Source organism: Lysobacter xanthus (assembly GCF_047159895.1).
The window spans coordinates 71,016-88,097 of sequence record NZ_BAAGAB020000005.1; the positions used below are offsets into that span (position 1 = coordinate 71,016).

At 71.9% G+C, this 17,082-nt stretch carries 18 protein-coding genes and 1 tRNA gene; 5 read left to right on the forward strand and 14 right to left on the reverse strand.

All coding sequences use genetic code 11. The features are described 5' to 3' along the window. Positions 1-100: 100 nt before the first annotated feature. Positions 101-667, forward strand: a complete 567-nt coding sequence (locus tag ACY35P_RS03395) for a DUF1003 domain-containing protein (RefSeq protein WP_462114419.1) — start codon at positions 101-103, stop codon at positions 665-667. Between the two features lie 3 nt (positions 668-670). Here ACY35P_RS03395 and ACY35P_RS03400 read toward each other — a convergent pair whose 3' ends face one another. From ACY35P_RS03400 to ACY35P_RS03415, 4 genes are all read right to left on the reverse strand, one after another. Next, on the reverse strand, positions 671-1,720 hold the full coding sequence (locus ACY35P_RS03400; protein ID WP_462114420.1) for a PLP-dependent cysteine synthase family protein: 1,050 nt from the start codon (positions 1,718-1,720) through the stop codon (positions 671-673). Next, the gene (locus ACY35P_RS03405) at positions 1,717-2,124 is read right to left on the reverse strand and encodes a group III truncated hemoglobin (RefSeq protein ID WP_462114421.1); all 408 of its coding nucleotides are present in this window, start codon (positions 2,122-2,124) and stop codon (positions 1,717-1,719) included. Before ACY35P_RS03405 ends, ACY35P_RS03400 begins: the two co-directional genes overlap by 4 nt. Before the next feature lie 79 nt (positions 2,125-2,203). Then, the gene (gene cls, locus ACY35P_RS03410) at positions 2,204-3,610 is read right to left on the reverse strand and encodes a cardiolipin synthase (protein ID WP_462114422.1); all 1,407 of its coding nucleotides are present in this window, start codon (positions 3,608-3,610) and stop codon (positions 2,204-2,206) included. 68 nt (positions 3,611-3,678) lie between these two features. Beyond that, a tRNA-Arg gene (locus ACY35P_RS03415) sits at positions 3,679-3,755 on the reverse strand. Positions 3,756-3,904: 149 nt separating this feature from the next. On the opposite strand from ACY35P_RS03415, the gene ubiA reads away from it, so the two are divergent. Beyond that, a complete protein-coding gene (gene ubiA, locus ACY35P_RS03420; RefSeq protein ID WP_462114423.1) occupies positions 3,905-4,786 on the forward strand; it encodes a 4-hydroxybenzoate octaprenyltransferase in 882 nt (293 codons plus the stop codon). Here the strand turns inward: ubiA and ACY35P_RS03425 are convergent, their stop codons facing one another. Both ACY35P_RS03425 and ACY35P_RS03430 read right to left on the reverse strand, forming a co-directional pair. After that, entirely contained in the window at positions 4,787-5,506 is a 720-nt protein-coding gene (locus ACY35P_RS03425; protein ID WP_462114424.1) for a rhomboid family intramembrane serine protease, read from the reverse strand. It abuts the gene before it with no gap. Positions 5,507-5,559: 53 nt separating this feature from the next. After that, positions 5,560-6,519, reverse strand: a complete 960-nt coding sequence (locus ACY35P_RS03430) for a TerC family protein (protein ID WP_462114425.1) — start codon at positions 6,517-6,519, stop codon at positions 5,560-5,562. Positions 6,520-6,740: 221 nt separating this feature from the next. Here ACY35P_RS03430 and ACY35P_RS03435 point away from each other — a divergent pair, with 221 nt between their 5' ends. Beyond that, a complete protein-coding gene (locus tag ACY35P_RS03435; protein WP_462114426.1) occupies positions 6,741-7,907 on the forward strand; it encodes a class I SAM-dependent rRNA methyltransferase in 1,167 nt (388 codons plus the stop codon). Positions 7,908-7,917: 10 nt separating this feature from the next. Here the strand turns inward: ACY35P_RS03435 and ACY35P_RS03440 are convergent, their stop codons facing one another. Together ACY35P_RS03440 and ACY35P_RS03445 are read right to left on the reverse strand one after the other, a co-directional pair. Further along, positions 7,918-8,490, reverse strand: a complete 573-nt coding sequence (locus ACY35P_RS03440; protein ID WP_462114427.1) for a BLUF domain-containing protein — start codon at positions 8,488-8,490, stop codon at positions 7,918-7,920. Positions 8,491-8,584: 94 nt separating this feature from the next. After that, positions 8,585-9,286 (reverse strand): glycosyltransferase, encoded by a 702-nt coding sequence (locus tag ACY35P_RS03445; protein WP_462114428.1) that lies wholly within the window; start codon positions 9,284-9,286, stop codon positions 8,585-8,587. 146 nt (positions 9,287-9,432) lie between these two features. On the opposite strand from ACY35P_RS03445, the gene ACY35P_RS03450 reads away from it, so the two are divergent. Next, complete coding sequence (locus tag ACY35P_RS03450) at positions 9,433-11,001, forward strand: DNA recombination protein RmuC (protein WP_462114429.1); 1,569 nt, start codon at positions 9,433-9,435, stop codon at positions 10,999-11,001. Between the two features lie 12 nt (positions 11,002-11,013). Here the strand turns inward: ACY35P_RS03450 and ACY35P_RS03455 are convergent, their stop codons facing one another. The 6 genes from ACY35P_RS03455 to ACY35P_RS03480 form a co-directional block, all read right to left on the reverse strand. Beyond that, entirely contained in the window at positions 11,014-12,018 is a 1,005-nt protein-coding gene (locus ACY35P_RS03455) for an MlaA family lipoprotein (RefSeq protein ID WP_462114430.1), read from the reverse strand. Positions 12,019-12,056: 38 nt separating this feature from the next. Beyond that, on the reverse strand, positions 12,057-12,332 hold the full coding sequence (locus tag ACY35P_RS03460) for an STAS domain-containing protein (RefSeq protein WP_462114431.1): 276 nt from the start codon (positions 12,330-12,332) through the stop codon (positions 12,057-12,059). Next, a complete protein-coding gene (locus ACY35P_RS03465) occupies positions 12,329-12,976 on the reverse strand; it encodes an MlaC/ttg2D family ABC transporter substrate-binding protein (RefSeq protein ID WP_462114432.1) in 648 nt (215 codons plus the stop codon). Before ACY35P_RS03465 ends, ACY35P_RS03460 begins: the two co-directional genes overlap by 4 nt. A 5-nt stretch (positions 12,977-12,981) precedes the next feature. Next, a complete protein-coding gene (mlaD, locus tag ACY35P_RS03470; protein WP_462114433.1) occupies positions 12,982-13,491 on the reverse strand; it encodes an outer membrane lipid asymmetry maintenance protein MlaD in 510 nt (169 codons plus the stop codon). A gap of 105 nt (positions 13,492-13,596) precedes the next feature. Next, on the reverse strand, positions 13,597-14,346 hold the full coding sequence (locus ACY35P_RS03475) for an MlaE family lipid ABC transporter permease subunit (RefSeq protein WP_462114440.1): 750 nt from the start codon (positions 14,344-14,346) through the stop codon (positions 13,597-13,599). Then, positions 14,343-15,134: an ABC transporter ATP-binding protein gene (locus ACY35P_RS03480; protein WP_462114434.1), complete on the reverse strand. Its 792-nt coding sequence runs from the start codon at positions 15,132-15,134 to the stop codon at positions 14,343-14,345. Before ACY35P_RS03480 ends, ACY35P_RS03475 begins: the two co-directional genes overlap by 4 nt. Positions 15,135-15,428: 294 nt before the next feature. On the opposite strand from ACY35P_RS03480, the gene ACY35P_RS03485 reads away from it, so the two are divergent. After that, the coding region (locus ACY35P_RS03485; RefSeq protein ID WP_462114441.1) for an exodeoxyribonuclease V subunit gamma at positions 15,429-17,082 on the forward strand (1,654 nt) is incomplete at its 3' end.

The window sequence follows — 17,082 nt, forward strand, 5'->3', positions numbered from 1 at the left end:
GTCTAGCGACGCCGCCGGGCGACGGGCGCTGCGCGCGGCGACGCAGCGTCGCGGCCATGCCACGGCGCTAGAGTGCGCGCATCGCCCCGGAGCCCACGCCATGACGTCTTCCCATCACGACAACGCCGCCCGTCGCTGGTTCGGTCGCGGCTTCGACGAACTGCGGCGCGGCGAGCAGCGCGTGCTCGAGCACGCCGAGAGCCGCCGCGTACTGAGCCAGGACACGAATGCCGCGTTCGCCGGCGACCTGACCTTCGGCCAGCGCCTCGCCGACCGCGTCGCGCAGTTCGGCGGCTCGTGGACCTTCATCCTGCTGTTCGCCGGCGCGCTCGTGACGTGGGCCTTGCTCAACACGAAGGTGCTCGGGCATCCGTTCGACCCGTATCCCTTCATCTTCCTCAACCTGCTGCTGTCGATGCTCGCCGCGGTGCAGGCGCCGGTGATCATGATGAGCCAGAACCGGCAGGCGGCGAAGGATCGCCTCGACGCGGCGCACGACTACGAGGTCAACCTCAAGGCGGAGATGGAGATCATGGCGCTGCACGAGAAGCTCGACGCGGTGCGCGATGCGCAACTCGCGGTGCTCATGCAGCAGCAGGAGGAGCAGCTCAGGCTGCTCACCGACATGGTGCGCGAGCTGCAGCGCCGCGACGGCTCCGGGGCCTGAACCTCAGCCCGCGACCATCGCGTCGACCCGTGCCAGCGCGCCGTCGCGGTCGATGCCGCGCCGCGCGAGCCACTCCATGTCGAACAGCGTGCGCGCATACCGCTCGCCACGATCGCCGAGCAGGCTGACGATGCTGCCGGCCTCGCCCGCATCGCGCATGCGCCGCGCGAGCCGCAGGCAGGCCGCGAGATGCGTGCCCGACGAACCGCCGTAGCGACCGCCGAGCAGGGTCGGCAGCCGCCACATCGCGCCGACGGAATCGACGTCGTCGATCTCCATCACCTCGTCGACGATGTCGTAGAGGAAGCCCGGCTCGGCCTGCGGCCGGCCGATCCCTTCGATCAGGGTCGGTCGCGTCGCACGGGCGCCGGCATCGCGTGTCTGCCAGCCCACCGCGAACGCACCGCCGGTGGGCTCGGCCACGCACAGCCGCGTGGCCAGGCCGCGGTAGCGCAGGTAGCGGCCGATCGTCGCCGACGTGCCGCCCGTGCCTGCGCCGCAGACGATCCAGGCCGGCTGGGGATGCGGCTCGCGCGCGAGCTGGGCGAGGATCGACTCGGCGATGTTGTTGTTGCCGCGCCAGTCCGTCGCGCGTTCGGCCAGGCCGAACTGGTCGAGGTGGCAGGCGCCGCGTTCGGCGTGCTCGAAGGCGCGTTCGCGCACGCGGGTGGGATCGTCGACGAGTTCCACCGCCGCGCCCAGCGCACGCACCGCGTCGATCTTGTCGGGCGCGGTGCAGGAAGGCATCAGCGCGGTGAAGCGCAGGCCGAGCAGGCGAGCGAACCAGGCCTCGGAGATCGCGGTGCTGCCGGACGAGGCGTCGACGACGTCCTGGCCTTCGCGCAGCCGCCCGTTGCACAGCGCGTAGAGGTACAGCGACCGCGCGAGCCGGTGCTTGAGGCTGCCCGAGGGATGCGAGGCCTCGTCCTTGAAGTAGAAGTCGATGCCCGGATACGCCGGCAGGCGCAGGTGCAGCAGGTGGGTGTCCGCCGAGCGCGCCGCCTCGCGCGCGAGCGCGGCCACGGCGCCGGCGAGCCACGCACGTTCGCTCATCGCCCGTCCCCGGCGAACGGCAGGCCGAGCGGGCGCCGCGTGCCGTCGAGCCCGAGGCCGTACATCAGCGAGCGTGCGATCCGCCGCGCATGGTCGATGAACCGCTCGGCCTGCGCGGCGGTCAGCACCTCGTTCGCGGTCGCCTCCCACAGCGCGAGCCAGTCGGCGAAATGCGCGGCCTCGATCGGATGGGGCCGGTGCATCGCCATCGGCTGCCCGCGGTAGCGCCCGGTCTTCAGTTCGATCGACGACCAGAAGTCGACCAGCGTGGCCTTGTGCGCCGGCCAGTCGTGCACCGCCGGGTTGAACACCGGGCCGAGCGTGGGATGCGCCTGCACGCGTTCGTAGAAGCGATCCACGAGGCGGGCGATGTCGGCTTCGGTCGGGGGCGGGGTGTCAGTCATCGGCATCGGCACGCGGGAACGGGGGCCAGTCTGCGACCCCGGGCCCGAACCCGCCTTGACCCGGATCAGTCGGCGCGGCTCAGAGCAGCGGGCTGACCATCCGCGCTGCGTTCTCGGCCACCCGTGGCAGGCGCGGCCGCGCGCGCCAGGCGGCAAGGTCCAGCACGTCGCTGGCGTCCATCCAGCGCTGCTGGATCGCGCGCAGCTGCGCCGCGCAGTCGGCATCGTGCAGCAGCAGCGAGATCTCCTCGTTGAGCTGGAACGAGCGGATGTCGACGTTGCTCGAGCCCAGCAGCCCGAAGCGGCCGTCGATGGTTGCGTTCTTCGCATGCAGCAGGCCGCCGCGGAAGCGGTGGATGCGAACGCCGCAGGCGAGGAGGTCGTCGTAGTACGACCGCTGCGCGAGGTTCACCAGCCACTGGTCGACCACGCCCGACAGCACGAGGTGCACGTCGACGCCGCGCAGCGCGGCCGTGCGGAGCGCACCGGACAGCGATTCGTCGGGCACGAGGTAGGGCGTGACGATCACCACTTCGCGCGTCGCGGCGTGGATGCGCCAGGCCAGCAGGGTGAGGAAGCCCTGCATCGCGTAATCGGCGCCGCTCGGAAGCGCCTGCAGCACGGCGCTGCCGGTCGCCTCCGGCACCGCGGCGAGCGGCAGCAGCCGGCGCGTCTCCAGCGCCCAGTCGAGCGCGAACACCGCTTCCAGCGCGGCGACGGTCGGCCCGGTGATGCGCGCGACAAGCTCGTGGTTCACCACGCCCTCGCGGAAGTCGCGGTCGACGAGGTTCTGCGAGCCCGCCCACGCCACCGCGCCGTCGACGAGGAAGAGCTTGCGGTGGTTGCGCATGTCGCGCCGCGTGCGTCCGCGCACCAGCCGGAACGGCAGCGCCGCGCGCGCGTCGACGCCGGCCTCGCGCAGGCGCCGCCGGACACTGCGGGCCCACGGCCGCGAGCCCACCGGGTCGAACAGCACGTGGCAGGCCACGCCGCGACGCACCGCGCGGGCGAGCGCGTGGATCACACGCTGCCCGCTGTCGTCGTCGGCGAAGATGTAGGCGAGCAGGCGCACGTGCGTGCGCGCCGCGTCGATGTCGGCGACGAGTCGGTCGATCACCGCGTCGTAGTCGTCCACGAGGTCCACCACGTGGCCGCCGACCGCGGGAAACCCGCCGATGCGCTCGACCAGCGCGGCGGTGGCCGCATCACCGGCTTCGCCGCGCGCACGCAGGGCCTCGGCCACGCGCGCGATGCGTGGCGACAGACGACGGAAACGCCGGCGCCGCCAGCGCGGGAAGCTCGGCCGGCCGATCAGCAGGAACAGTGCGAGCCCGAGCAGCGGCAGGAAGAAGGCGAGCAGCAGCCAGCTGCGCGCGGCGGCCGGCGTGCGCCGCAGCGGCACGATCGCGAGCATCGCCAGCCGGATGAGCCATTCGAGCGCGTAGTAGGCGCTCATCCACGGCGAGGGGTCGGGGGGCGGGGTCATGCGCGGAGCATGCCTGCCCGGGCGGACCGGGACCTACACGCCGCGCGGCACGGTGGACGACAGGAAGATGGCGCGCCCGGAGGGATTCGAACCCCCGACCAATGGCTTCGGAAGCCACTACTCTATCCGGCTGAGCTACGGGCGCATTGCGTGGAAACCGCACGCGGCAGGCCGCGCGGGACGGGCATTCTAGCCGCATTCGCCGGCCTCCGGGCCGTGCCGGCGTGAAGGACGGGCTCCGCTGCGCCGCCGGTATCCTGTCGCGCCGCGGCACCGCCGCAGTCGTCCGGCCCCATGCGCATTCCGTCCCCCGTCGACCTCCGCCACCGGCTGCGCCTGTACTGGGCGCTGGTCCGCGGCGACCGCCCGATCGGCTGGCTGCTGCTGCTGTGGCCGACGTGGTGGGGCCTGTGGCTGGCGGCGCGTGGCATCCCGCCGCTGTGGACCCTCGTGGTCTTCTCGCTCGGTGTCTGGCTCACGCGCTCGGCCGGCTGCGTGATCAACGACTACGCCGACCGCTGGCTCGATCCGCATGTCGAGCGCACGAAGCACCGCCCGCTCGCCACCGGCGCGGTGCGCGGCCGCGAGGCGCTCGCCGTGTTCGCGGTGCTGATGCTGGTCGCGTTCGGGCTCGTGCTGACGATGAACCGGCTCACGGTGCTGATGAGCGTCGTCGGCATCGTGCTCGCGGCGAGCTATCCCTACCTCAAGCGCCATACCTATTTCCCGCAGGTGTATCTCGGGATGGCGTTCGGCTGGGGCATTCCGATGGCGTTCGCGGCGATCCGCGGCGACGTACCGGCGATCGCCTGGGCGCTGTACGCGGCGAACATCGTCTGGTCGACCGCGTACGACACCTGGTACGCGATGGTCGACCGGGAGGACGACCTGCGGATGGGCAGCAAGTCGACCGCGATCCTGTTCGGGCGCCACGACCTTCTCGCGCAATCGGTGCTGTACGCGCTGTTCTTCGTGCTGCTCGCCGCGGTCGGGCTGATGGGCTCGCTCGGCCTCGCCTACCTGTCCGGGCTCGCCGTGGCGGTGGCGCTCGTCGTCTGGGAATTCCGCATCGCGCGGCATCGCGGGCGCGACGCGTGCTTCCGCGCGTTCCTGCACAACCACTGGGTCGGGCTCGCGCTGTTCACGGGCCTCGCGCTGGACCTCGCGACGCGCTGATCAGCCCCAGCTGACGCGCGCGGCGTCGCGCGCCGCCGGTGGCGGCTCGACGAGCGCGAAGGCATCCGGTGCGTCGACCTCCTCCTCGTCCTCCCAGCTGTAGCGCACGCGCGGCGGCATCGGGTCCGCATGGCGGCCCCAGAGCCCGCCGAGCACGCCGCCGATCGCACCGCCGAGGTGCGACTGCCACGAGATGCCCGCCTCGTGCGGCAGCACCGACAGCAGCATCCCGCCGAACATCGAGAGGCCCAGCATCGCCGCGGCGATGGCCGGGCGGTCGCGACGGACGAGGCCGAGCGTGAGCAGCATGAACAGCAGCCCGTTCACCACGCCGCTCGCACCGAGGTGCTGCGAGCCCGCGCTGCCGAGCCACCACGCTGCGAGCCCGGATCCGAGCCACGCGAGCGGGACGGTGCGCACCAGCGCGCGCGGAAACTGCGCGACGGTGAGCGTGCCGAGCGCCAGCAGGCCGAGCGCGTTGCTGCCCACGTGCGCGGCCGAGCCGTGCAGCAAGGGCGCGGTGGCGATGCCGCGCAGGCCGTCGACGGCATGCGGGCGCACGGTCCATGCGCCGACGTCGAACGTGGATTGCGCGGCATAGATCGCGACCAGTGCGAGCACGGACGCCAGCGACAGGTTGAACGCCCGTCGCCAGCGGCGGGCGTCCAGCCGGCGTTGCAGGAGGGGATCGGTCGGCGGCGCGGGCGTGGGCAGGTGCATTCACGGGACGTTGCGCCGCCGGCCCGCGAATGCAAGGCCGGCGGCGCGCCGGGTCAGGCCGCGTGGGTGGAACGCTGTGGCCGCAGCAGCGACAGCACGACCGTCGCCGCGATGATCGCCGCGACCACGCCCAGCGAGACCAGCACCGGGATCTTCACCAGGTCGATCGCCAGCATCTTGCCGCCGATGAACATCAGCACGATCGCGAGGCCGTAGGGCAGCAGGTGGAAGCGGTCGGCCATGCCCGCCAGCAGGAAGAACATCGCGCGCAGGCCGAGCACCGCGAAGACGTTCGACGTCAGCACCACGAACGGATCCTTGGTGATCGCGAAGATCGCCGGGATCGAGTCGACCGCGAAGATCACGTCGGTGATGCCGATCAGCACCATCACCACGAACAGCGGCGTGTAGCGGCGCAGGCCGCCTTCGCGCACCACGAAGGCGTCGCCGCGGTAGCCGTCGGTGAGTGCGAGGTGCCCGCGCATCCACTTCAGCACCGGATTGGCCTCGAGGTCGGGCTCCTTGCCCGCGGCGAGCAGCATCTTGACGCCGGTGAGCAGCAGGAAGATGCCGAAGACGTAGAGGATCCAGTGGAACTTCGCGAGCAGCAGGCTGCCGGCGAAGATCATCACGCCGCGCAGCATGATCGCGCCGAGCACGCCCAGCACCAGCACCTTCTGTCGCTGCTGCTCGGGCACCGCGAAGTAGGTGAACAGCATCAGGAAGACGAAGATGTTGTCGACCGCGAGCGACTTCTCGATCAGGTAGCCGGTCAGGTATTCCAGGCCGATGCGCTGGCCCTCGGCGGGGCCGGACGTCTGCGTGACGTACCACCACAGCCAGCCGCCGAAGGCGAGCGCGACGGCGACCCAGCCGATGCTCCAGCCGAGGGCTTCCTTGACGGTGACGCGATGGGCACCGCCGTGGCGCATCAGCACCAGGTCGGCGAGCAGGGCGAGGATGACGAGGCCGCCGAAGGCGGCCCACATCAGGGGCGAGGCGATGGTGTCCATCGGATGAGGCTCCGCGAGGTCATGGAAACCCGGGACTGAGCGCTCGGAAAGGACGCACCTTCGCCCCGGACGGGCGAAGGTCTCGCTCACAGCCGCTTGGGCTGCCGTCGGACCGGAGCCGTGAGGCTCGTAATGACGATCCGGACGCTGGGAGCTACTCCCCTTCAGCGGCGGATGGTAACCGCTCAGGATGACCGGCGCATGACACCTACAATGGGCGGATGAACGCCCTGCCCCTCGTACGCCTCAAGAACGCGTGGAACTCCACGCATCCGTGGATCTTCCAGCGCCTCGTCGAGAAGCCCGAGCAGCGCCCCAAGCCGGGCACGATCGTCGACGTGGTCGGCGTGGATGGGCTGTGGATCGGCCGGGGCTTCTACAACGGCCACTCGCGCATCGCGGTGCGGATCCTCGAGACCGATCCCGACGTCGCCGTGGACGCCGACTGGTTCCGCCACAAGATCGCCGCCGCGGTCTCGCTGCGTCGCGACCTGCTCAAGCTCGACGAGGTCAGCGATGCCTGGCGCGTGGTGCACAGCGAGGGCGACGGCCTCTCCGGCCTCGTCGTCGACCGCTATGCCGACCTGATCGTCGTCGAGTTCTTCTCGGCCGGCATGTTCCGCCATCGCGAGTGGATCTACGCCGCGCTCTCCGAGCAGTTCCCGGGCTGCCGGTTCTTCAGCTTCGCCGACGAGCACGTGCAGAAGCAGGAGAGCTTCGACTACCGCGTGCAGTCCAGGGTCGAGCCGTCGATCATCACCGAGAACGGCATCCGCTTCCGCGCCGATCCCTCGGGCGCGCACAAGACCGGTTTCTTCGCCGACCAGCGCGAGAACCGCGAGTGGCTGAGCCGGCTCGTGCCGGGCAAGACCGTGCTGGACCTGTGCTGCAACACCGGCGGCTTCGGCGTCTATGCCGCGGTGCGCGGCGCGAGCGAGGTCACCGGCATCGACATCGACGACGACGTGCTGTCGATCGCCAAGGCCAACGCCAAGCTCAACGACCAGCGCATCCGCTTCATCCAGGCCGACATCTTCCCGTGGCTGCGCGATGCGGCGAACCGCGGCGAGCAGTACGACGTGGTGATCCTCGACCCCGCGAAGATGACGCGCGACCGCGAGCAGGTGATCCCGGCCCTGAAGAAGTACCTCGACATGAACAAGCTCGCGCTCGGCGTCGTGAAGCCCGGTGGGCTGCTGGCGACGTTCTCGTGCACGGGGCTCGTCAGCGAGGAGCAGTTCCAGGACATGCTCCGTCGCGCCGCCTACTACGCCGGTCGTACGGTGCAGGTGCTGCGCACCTCGGGCGCCGGCGCGGACCATCCGGTCCTGGCGAGCGTGCCGGAATCGCGTTACTTGAAGGCCGTGTTCTGCCGCGTGCTCGACTGACGCGGGTCGATCAGCCCGCGGCCGCCGCATAGGCGGCGACCAGCAGCGCCAGAGCGCCGGACGCCAGGGCCCATCGCGCGGTGCGCAGGGCCTGCCGTGCGATCGCGTCCTCCGCCGGGCGGCCCCCGATCGGCGTCAGGCTTTCGGGGGTGACGTCGCCGCCTTCGCGCAGCAGTCGCAGCACCGCGGCCACCGCGCCCTCGTCGAAGCGATACGGATCGAACGTGTCCAGGCCGCGCTCGCGCAGCAGCGCCTTCATCGGCGCGTCGAGCGGCACGTACTTCATCGACCACGTCGCGAAGCCGGTGCGTTCGATCGGTTGGCGCGACAGCACGCGCAGGTCGGTGTGGCGCGGATCGTCGAGCAGCGTCGCGTAGAGGCGATCGACCTCGTCGGCGCGTCCCTCCAGGCACTGGAAGAAACAGCCGTCGCCGAAATACAGCGCGCCCACGAGGCCGCGGCTCGCATTGTTGCGGCGCGACTGGATCAGGATGCGGCCGACGTTCGGCTCGATGCCGCGCTCGGGGGGCAGCGGCCGGAACGTGGAGCGGCTGACGTAGACGATCCGGATCACGTCGGACACGGCGGAATTCCCCGGTGGAGTGGTCGGGCAGGTCGTCGGCCTTACGCGGGTACTGTCGCTTCGGATGCAGGCCGCGGGGCCGCGACTGCGTGCGTCAGCGCTTTTCGCGACGCTCGTACCAGAGTGCGAGGTGCTCGCGCGAGCGCAGCACGCGGCGGCCGCGCAGCGCGACGCGGAGCATCAGGGCGAGGTGCTCGGCCGGGCTGAAGGTGTCGAGCTTGCGCGCCGACGTGAGCACGTGCTCGCGCAGCAGCACGAAACGGCCGGCCTTCGCCAGCGCGCGGCTCATCGCGACGTCCTCGCCGGCATACCAGCGCTCGTCGAAACCCCCGGTCGCGTCGAACGCCCCGCGCGTGCAGAACACGAAGCAGCCGGGCGCAATGCGGGCGATGCGCACGAGCCCCAGGCCGAGCGCCACGGCCGGGCGGTCGCGCCAGCGCAGCCGGCCCTCGAAGCGCACGCGCGCCCCACCGCCCGCCGCCCCGTCGCGCAGGGCCGCGAGCGCGGCGGCGAGCGTCGCCGCGGGCACGCGCGTATCCGCATCGACGAAGACCAGCACGTCGCCCACCGCCGACCGCGCCCCGGCGTTGCGGGTCGCCGCGATGTGGCGATGCTCGACCCGTACCACGCGCGCACGCAGCGCCGCGGCGACGTCGCCGGTGCCGTCGGTGGAGGCGTCGTCCACCACCACGACCTCGTAGTCGACACCGCAGGCGCGCGCCGCCTTGTGCAGCGTGGCCACCGTGGCCGGCAGGCGCGGCGCCTCGTCGTGCGCGGGGATGACGAAGGAGAGCATCCGCGCATGCTGTCAGAATCGGGGCGACGGCGTCCTCGCCACGGCCGCTCGGTGCGGTGCGTCGCAGACCCGCGTGAACCGTGGTCTCAGCCGATGAGACCCGAACCGATCTACTGTGGCGCCGCAGCCGGCCGCCGGAGCCCGACATGACCCCGCTCGCCCTCGCCGTCATTGCCCTCGCCGCGCTCGCGCTCGGCTTCGTCGGCTTCGCCCTGATGCGGCTGCAGGGCCGCATGGCCGATCCGCGCCTGGCGGCCCTGCAGGTCGAGCGCGACCGGCTCGCCGCCGACCTCGCCGCGCTGCAGGCGCGCGGCCGCGACGACGCCGAGGCGCTGGGCGCGCTGCGTGCCGACGCCGAGGCGCACGTGCGCCTGCAGGACGAATGCGCGCGGCTTCGCGCATCGTTCGAGGCCGTCCGCGGCGCGCTCGAGGAAGAACGCGTGGCGCGCTCGGCTGCGGTCGCCGAGCTCGAGGACCGCAATCGCCAGCTGGACGCGGTCCGCGCGCGAAGCGTGGCGCTCGAGGCGGACGTCGCGCGCTGGCGCGAGGAGCATGCGCAGGCGACCGCGCATCTCGAGCATGCGGGCCGCCAGCATGCGGAGATGCGCACGTTCGTCGACGAGGCGCAGGCGAAGCTCTCCGACGCCTTCGCGCAGATGGCGGGCAAGGTCTTCGCCGAGCGCGGCGAGCAGTTCGAGAAGAACGTGCGCACCGCGACCGTGCAGTCAAAGGCCGACATCGAAACGCTGCTCAAGCCGTTCGCCGAACAGCTGCACCAGTTCCGCCAGCGCGTGGACACGGTCTACAGCGACGAGGCGCGCGAGCGGGCGACGCTGGTCGGCGCGGTGAACGAACTGCGCACGCTCAACCAGGACATGGCCGCGCAGGCCGCGGCGCTCACCAAGGCGCTGCGCGGCAACGCCAAGGTGCGCGGCGACTGGGGCGAGCTGATGCTCGAGAACGTGCTGCGCGGCTCCGGGCTCGAGGAAGGCACGCATTACGACCGCCAGAAGCAGGGCAGCGACGACGAGGGGCGCGTGCTGCGGCCGGACGTCGTGGTGCGCCTGCCGCGCGATCGCTGCGTGGTGGTCGACAGCAAGGTCAACCTGGTGGCGTGGGAGGAGGCGATGAACGCCGACACCCCCGAGCAGCAGACCGATGCGATGCGTCGCCATGCGGTCGGCCTGCGCCAGCACGTGCGCGACCTTGCCGACCGCAACTACCCGAAGCTGATGGGCGAGAGCGCGCTCGAGGTCACCATCGCCTTCGTGCCGATCGAAGGCGCCCTGTCGGCGGCACTCGGTTTCGACGGCGCGATCCAGACCGAAGCGTTCGAGAAGGGCGTCGTGTTCGCCTCACCGAACACGCTGATGGCGGTGCTGCGCGTGGTCGAGCGGCTGTGGACGCGCGACCGGATCCAGAAGCAGGCGCGCGAGATCGGCGAGGCCGGCGGTCTGCTGCTCGATGCGCTGACGAGTTTCCTCGGCGAATTCGACAAGGTCGGCAACAAGCTCGAGGACGCGAGCAAGGCCTACCTCGACGCGCGCAACCGGCTCAGCGAATCGCGGCAGGCGGTGATCCCGCGTGCGCGCCGCCTCGTCGCGCTGGGCGCGCGCGGCAAGCGCAAGGTGTCGGAGGAGCTGCTGCCGGAGCTCGAGGAGATCGCGGTGATCGTCGACGGCGAGACGCTGCAGCTGGTGCCGGGCGACGGTTGATCCGTCGCGGCGTCAGTGGTCGCCGGACACCGGCATCGCGTCGACGGGCACCATCGCCGGATCGTCCTTGAGGTAATCCGGAATACCGTCGTCGGCCGTGCGGTCGCCGTCGATCTGGTAGGCGCGGCGCTGCATCCAGGCATCGCGGACGAGGCGGTAATCGTCGTCCGCGCCCTCGCGCAGCGCGTCGGTGGACATCAGCGTGGCGCGCAGGTCGACCAGCTGCAGGCCCTGCAGCGGCGCGCGGACGCGGTCGGACTGCACCTGCCGCAGCGGCGAGAGCGGCGCGTCGCCGGCGATGCCCACCACATCGCGCAGCGTGCGGGGGCCGAACAGCGGCAGCTCGACGTAGCGCGAGCGCTTCCAGCCCCAGACGCCGAGCGTCTGCCCGAAGTCCTCGTTGCGGTTGTCGAGCTTCGCGTCGGTGGCCGGATCGAAGATGCCGCCGATGCCGAGCGTCGCATTGACCACGAAGCGCCCGAGCGAGTGCGCGGCCTGCTTCGGCCGGCCCTGCAGCAGTGCGTTCACCGCCGAGGCGGGCTGGCCGAGGTTGCTGAAGAAGTTGCCGACGCCGCTGCGCACCGGGCGCGGCACCACCTTCACGTAGACGGTGGCCAGCGGCTTGGCGACGCGCCGGTCCACCGCATTGTTGAAGCGGTGCATGCGGCGGTTGTAGGGCTCCCACGGATCGTAGGCGCCGACCGGCGCGGCAGCCGGGCCGTCGGTGCCCGCGGGCGTGCCGTACAGGGTGTCGAAATCGGACTCGGCCGCGGTGGCGTCGGTCGTGGACGCGGGGTCGGTCGGCGCGGGCTCGTTTTCCGGAGGCGTCGCATCCTGCGGCGGGCTCGCCGGCGCATCCGTCGGCGGCGTCGCGGCCGGCTGGCCTGCCCGCGCGGAGACCGCGGTCGGGGGTGCTTCAGCCCACGCCGGCACGGCGGCGGTCAGGGCGAGCGCGAGGAGCGGGCGGGCCGCGGAGCGGGCCACCCGGGCGCCTTCAATGGCGACACGACGGATCATGGCGGGCAGTGTACCCGGGGCGCCGCGGCGCCCCGCGGTCAGCGGGCGAAACCCAGTGATGCATCGAGGCGATACGCCCCGCGCAACGCGTCGAAACCGGCCGGGCGGCCGTCGATGCGCAGACCGCCGTCAGCGAGTTCGGCAAGCAGCGCGAGGCCGGCGCTGTCGACCGCGTCCACGCCGGTCAGGTCGACCGCGCCGAGCCCTGCGCGCAGCGGCTGCAGCGCGCGCCAGAGCGGGGCGACGGCCGCGCGATCGAGGCGGCCCTCGATGCGCAGCACGTCGCCGTCGAGGCGGACGCGCGCGGCGCTCATCGCTGGGCCTGCGCCTGCAGCTTGCCGGCCTTGAGGTCGGTGGCCACCTGGGCGATCGAGCCGCGCGACAGCGGGCCGTCGAACTGGCTGCGGAAGGTCTGCACGAAGCTCACGCCCTCGACCATCACGTCGAAGACCTTCCACTGGCCGCCCACCTGGTGCATCAGGTAGTCGACCGGGATCGGCTCGCCGCCCTGGCGCAGCATCTGCGTGGACACCTTGGTGAACTTGCCGTTGCCCACCGCCGTCTCGGACTTCACCTTCACCGTCAGGCGGGTGTTGAAGTCGAGCAGCGACGAGCCGTAGCGCTGCATCAGGTTCTCGCTCAGCGCGTCGGCGAACTTGGCGACGTCCGCGTTGGACGCGCCACGGCCGTGCGCGCCCAGCACCAGCCGCGCCGCGTAGTCGCGGTCGAACATCTGGTTGAATTCGCCGGAGACGAACTGCTTGAGCGCGGTGCGGTTCTTGCTGAACTCGGCGCGGCGCGACTCGAGCGTGGCGAGCACGCGGGTGCTGTTGTCCAGCACGAGGCGGCCCGGCGTGCCGAGCTGCTGCGACGCGCCGGGGGCGGCGGCGGGCGCGGCGAGGGCGAGCGGCGCGACGAACGCGGCGGACAGGGCGAGGGCGAGGGCGATGCGCTTCATTCGGGTCACTCCTTGGGGGCGGCGGTGTCGGTCGCGCCGGTGCCGGCGTCGTCCGCGGGCTTGCCCGCGCCACTGAACATGTATTTGCCGACGAGCTGGATCAGGTCGACAGACGGTTGCGTGAGGTAGAGCTCGTCGCCGGGCTTGAGCGGTGTCGGATCCCCGCCCGGGGTCAGGCCGACGTAGCTCTCGCCGAGCAGGCCGTTGGTGAGGATGGCGGCGCCGGTGTCGGACGGGAGGTCCTTGAACTTCCCCTGGATCGCGAGCGTCACGACGGAATCGTATTTAACGGGGTCGAGCTGAATGTCCGCCACCTCGCCCACCAGCACGCCGCCGATCTTCACCGGTGCGTTCGGCCGCAGCGCGCCGATGTTGGAGAAGCGTGCCTTGATCGGATAGCTGTCGCCATGGCCGCCCCAGCGGCCGTTGGTGGAGGCGAAGGCGAGCACCAGCAGCGTCGCCAGCGCGAGCAGCAGGAAGGCACCGACGGCGAATTCGATTCGTGGACTGCGCATCGTTGGGATTCCAGGACCGTTACGTGGCGCGAATCGCGCCGGATTCAAGGGCTTTCTCGTGAAGCATCCGCACATGGACGTGCGGGCGCCACGCAGGGACGGGCATCAACGGAACAGCAGCGCCGACAGCACGAAATTGAACATCAGCACCAGCAGCGAGGCATTGACCACCGCGCGCGTCGTCGCGAGCGAGGTGCCCTCGATGGTCGGCTCGGCGTGGTAGCCGACGAACGCCGCGACCCACGCCGACAGCGCGCCGAACACCACCGACTTCTCCAGCGCGACGAGGAAATCGCCGTGGAAGTCGACCGCATCGCGCATCACCTGCCAGAACGGACCGGGCTCCAGCCCGATCACGTGCACCGCTTCGAACCAGCTGGCGACGATGCCGGCCGCGCAGAAGAAGCCGGTCAGCAGCGGCACGCTGAGCACCGCGGCCCAGAAGCGCGGCGCGACCGCTTTGCCGACCGGGTCGATGCCCATCAGGCCCAGCGCGGTGATCTGGTCGGTCGCGCGCATCAGGCCGAGCTCCGCGGCGATCGAACTGCCGGCGCGGCCGACGAACAGCAGTGCGGTCAGCACCGGCGCGAGCTCGCGGTACATGCCCAGGCCGAGCAGCGCACTCACCTGGTTGGCCGCGCCGTAGGTCGCCAGCGCCTTGTAGCCGAGCAGCGTCAGCGACAGGCCGACGAAGGCGCCGCCGACGAGGATGATCGGCAGCGAGCGCGCGCCGATCTTGTAGACCTCGCGCACCAGTTCGCGCAGGAAGTCGGCGGTCGGCCGGCTCGCGCGAAGCACCGACAACGAGAACAGCCCGGCCTGGCCGAGCGTGCGGATCGTGGAGGCGAACATCAGGCGGCCGGTCCCGCCGCGCGCGGCGCGGCATCGAAGGCGATCGGGCCGTCGGGCGCGCCGCGCAGGAACTGCTGCACGAAGGCGTCCTCCGAGCGTTCCAGTTCCGCCGGCGTTCCCGCGAACACGATGCGGCCGTCGGCAATGACCAGCGCGCGGTCGGCGACCGGCAGCGTCTCGTGCACGTGGTGGCTGACCACGATCGACGTCAGGCCCAGCGTGTCGTTGAGGCGGCGCACGAGCGACATGACGACGCCCGAGGCGATCGGGTCGAGGCCGGTCAGCGGCTCGTCGTAGATCATCAGCGGCGGATCGAGCGCGAGCGCGCGCGCCAGCGCGACGCGGCGCGCCATGCCGCCCGACAGCTCGCGCGGCATGGCATCGGCCGCCGCGCGCAGGCCGACGGCATGCAGCTTCATGTCCACCAGCCGGCGGATCAGGACGTCGGGCAGGTCGGTGTGCGTGCGCAGCGGCAGTGCGACGTTCTCGGCGACGCTGAGGTCGGTGAGCAGGCCATTGCCCTGCAGCATCACCCCGATCCCGCGGCGCAGTTCGAGCAGGGCGCGCCCACCGGACGGCATCGGACGCCCGAGCACCTCGATCGTGCCCGCCGCCGGCGGCAGTTCGCCGGTCAACGCGGCGAGCAGCGTCGACTTGCCGCAGCCCGACGGACCGAGCACGGCGACGACCTCGCCCGGCCGCACGACGAGGTCGACGTCGTGCAGGATCGTGCGCTGGCCGCGCGCGAGGCGCAGCCCGTGCAGGGCGACGATGGGCGAAGGCTCGGTCATGGGGCTCGATGGCGCGCAGGCGCGCGACGGGGCGGCGCGAAGAGTGCGGGCGCGCGGCTGAACAGGGGCAGGCGCGCATTCTCGCAGGCGCACGGGGCGCGAGCCAGCGACGGGTGGAACGCATTCGTGCGATCCGCGGACCGCGTCGCGGTGCCGCAGCGGTTTGCTGAACCATCTCGCGACCCCGGGAGATCGCGCGCGATCGCGGCGTTCCCGCGTGGAAGACGACCGATCTCCGCAGTGCATGAGCCGCACGTCGCACCGGCTGCGACGTCCTGCGGCAAGATGGCGCGCATGGCCGCGGCCCCCGATTTCCGCCTGTACCACTCGAATTCGCTGGAAATCCTCGCCGGGCTCATGGCCGAGGAGCTCCGGACGCCCGCGGCTGGGCAGGGGCTTCTCGAGCCCGACGTCGTGATCATCCCGCAGCCGTCGATGCGCCGCTGGCTGCAGGCCACCCTCGCGCAGGCGCACGGCATCGCCGCCAACATCGTCTTCCTGACCCCCGGCGAGTTCGTCGCGCAGGCGCTCGACGCCAACATCGACGGCCGCGCCGACGACCTCGACGTCGAGGCGATGCGCTGGCGCCTGCTCGCCGTGCTGAACGACGAGCGCGCGATGCGCGAGCCGGTGCTGCGCCCGCTGCGCGGCTACCTGGCCGCCGGTACCGACGAGGTCGATGCGCGCAAGGCCTGGTCGCTGGCCGGCGAGCTGGCAGGCACCTTCGAGAAGTACCAGGCCTGGCGCCGCGACTGGATGCTCGCCTGGGATGCCGGGCGGTCCCCGCGCGATCCGCAGGCGGCGCTGTGGCGCCGGCTCGGCAGCGACCGCCCGCACCGCGCGCGCCGCATCCAGCATTACCTCGACCGCTTCGGCGTCGACGGTGCCGGGACGCCGGCGGGCCTGCCCCCGCGGCTGTTCGTCTTCGCCGCGCTGAACGTCTCGCCGGACGTGCTGCGCGTGCTGGCCACCGCCGCGCGCGCCGGTACGCTGCATTTCTACCTCCCCTCGCCGGTCGCGGCGTACTGGGGCGACGTGCGCACGCTGCCGCACCGGCTCGCGCTCGGCGAGGCCGAGGCCTTCGGCGACGGGCTCGACGTCGAGGACAATCCGCTGCTGCAGGCCTGGGGCGCCTCCGGCCGCGATTTCATGGCGGTGCTCGGCGGCTACGAGATCGTGCATCCCGCGTTCGACCTGCCGGCCTACGACGATCCGGAGGAACGCGGCGCGGCGGACACCACGCTGCTGCGTCGCCTCAAGCGCGACCTGCTGCATCGCCGCGCGCCGCCGGCCGCGCCGTGGCGCGAGTCGCTCGACCGGCTCGATCCGAGCCTGCAGGTGCATGCCTGCCCGACGCGCCTGCGCGAGGTGCAGGTGCTGCACGACCAGCTGCGCGCGCTGCTCGAGGACGATCGCTTCGACCCGCCGCTGCAGCCGCGCGAGATCGCGGTGCTCGCCCCGGACATCGATCCGTACGTGCCCTACGTCGAGGCCGTGTTCGGCGGCCTGCACGGCCGCGCCGGCTTCATTCCCTACACGCTCGCCGACACCAGCCCGCTCGCCAGCGAGCCGCTGGCCGAGGTGTTCTCGCGCCTGCTCGCGCTGCCGGTGTCGCGGCTCGGCCTCAACGAGGTGCTCGACCTGCTCGCCACGCCGGCGATCGCGCAGCACGCCGGGCTCGACACGGTGTCCTTCGATCGCCTGCGCGACTGGCTCGCGGCGGCAGGCGCCTGCTGGGGCCTCGACGGCGGCCACCGCGCGCGCCACGGCGCGCCGGACGACGGGCTCTACACCTGGCAGTTCGCGCTCGATCGGCTGCTCATCGGCCATGCGACCGGCGGCGACGCGATGGTCGGCGACGTCGCCGGCTGGCCCGACCTCGAAGGCGGCGACCTCGCCGCGCTCGACACGCTGATCGGCCTGGTGCGTGTGCTCACCCGCTACGAGC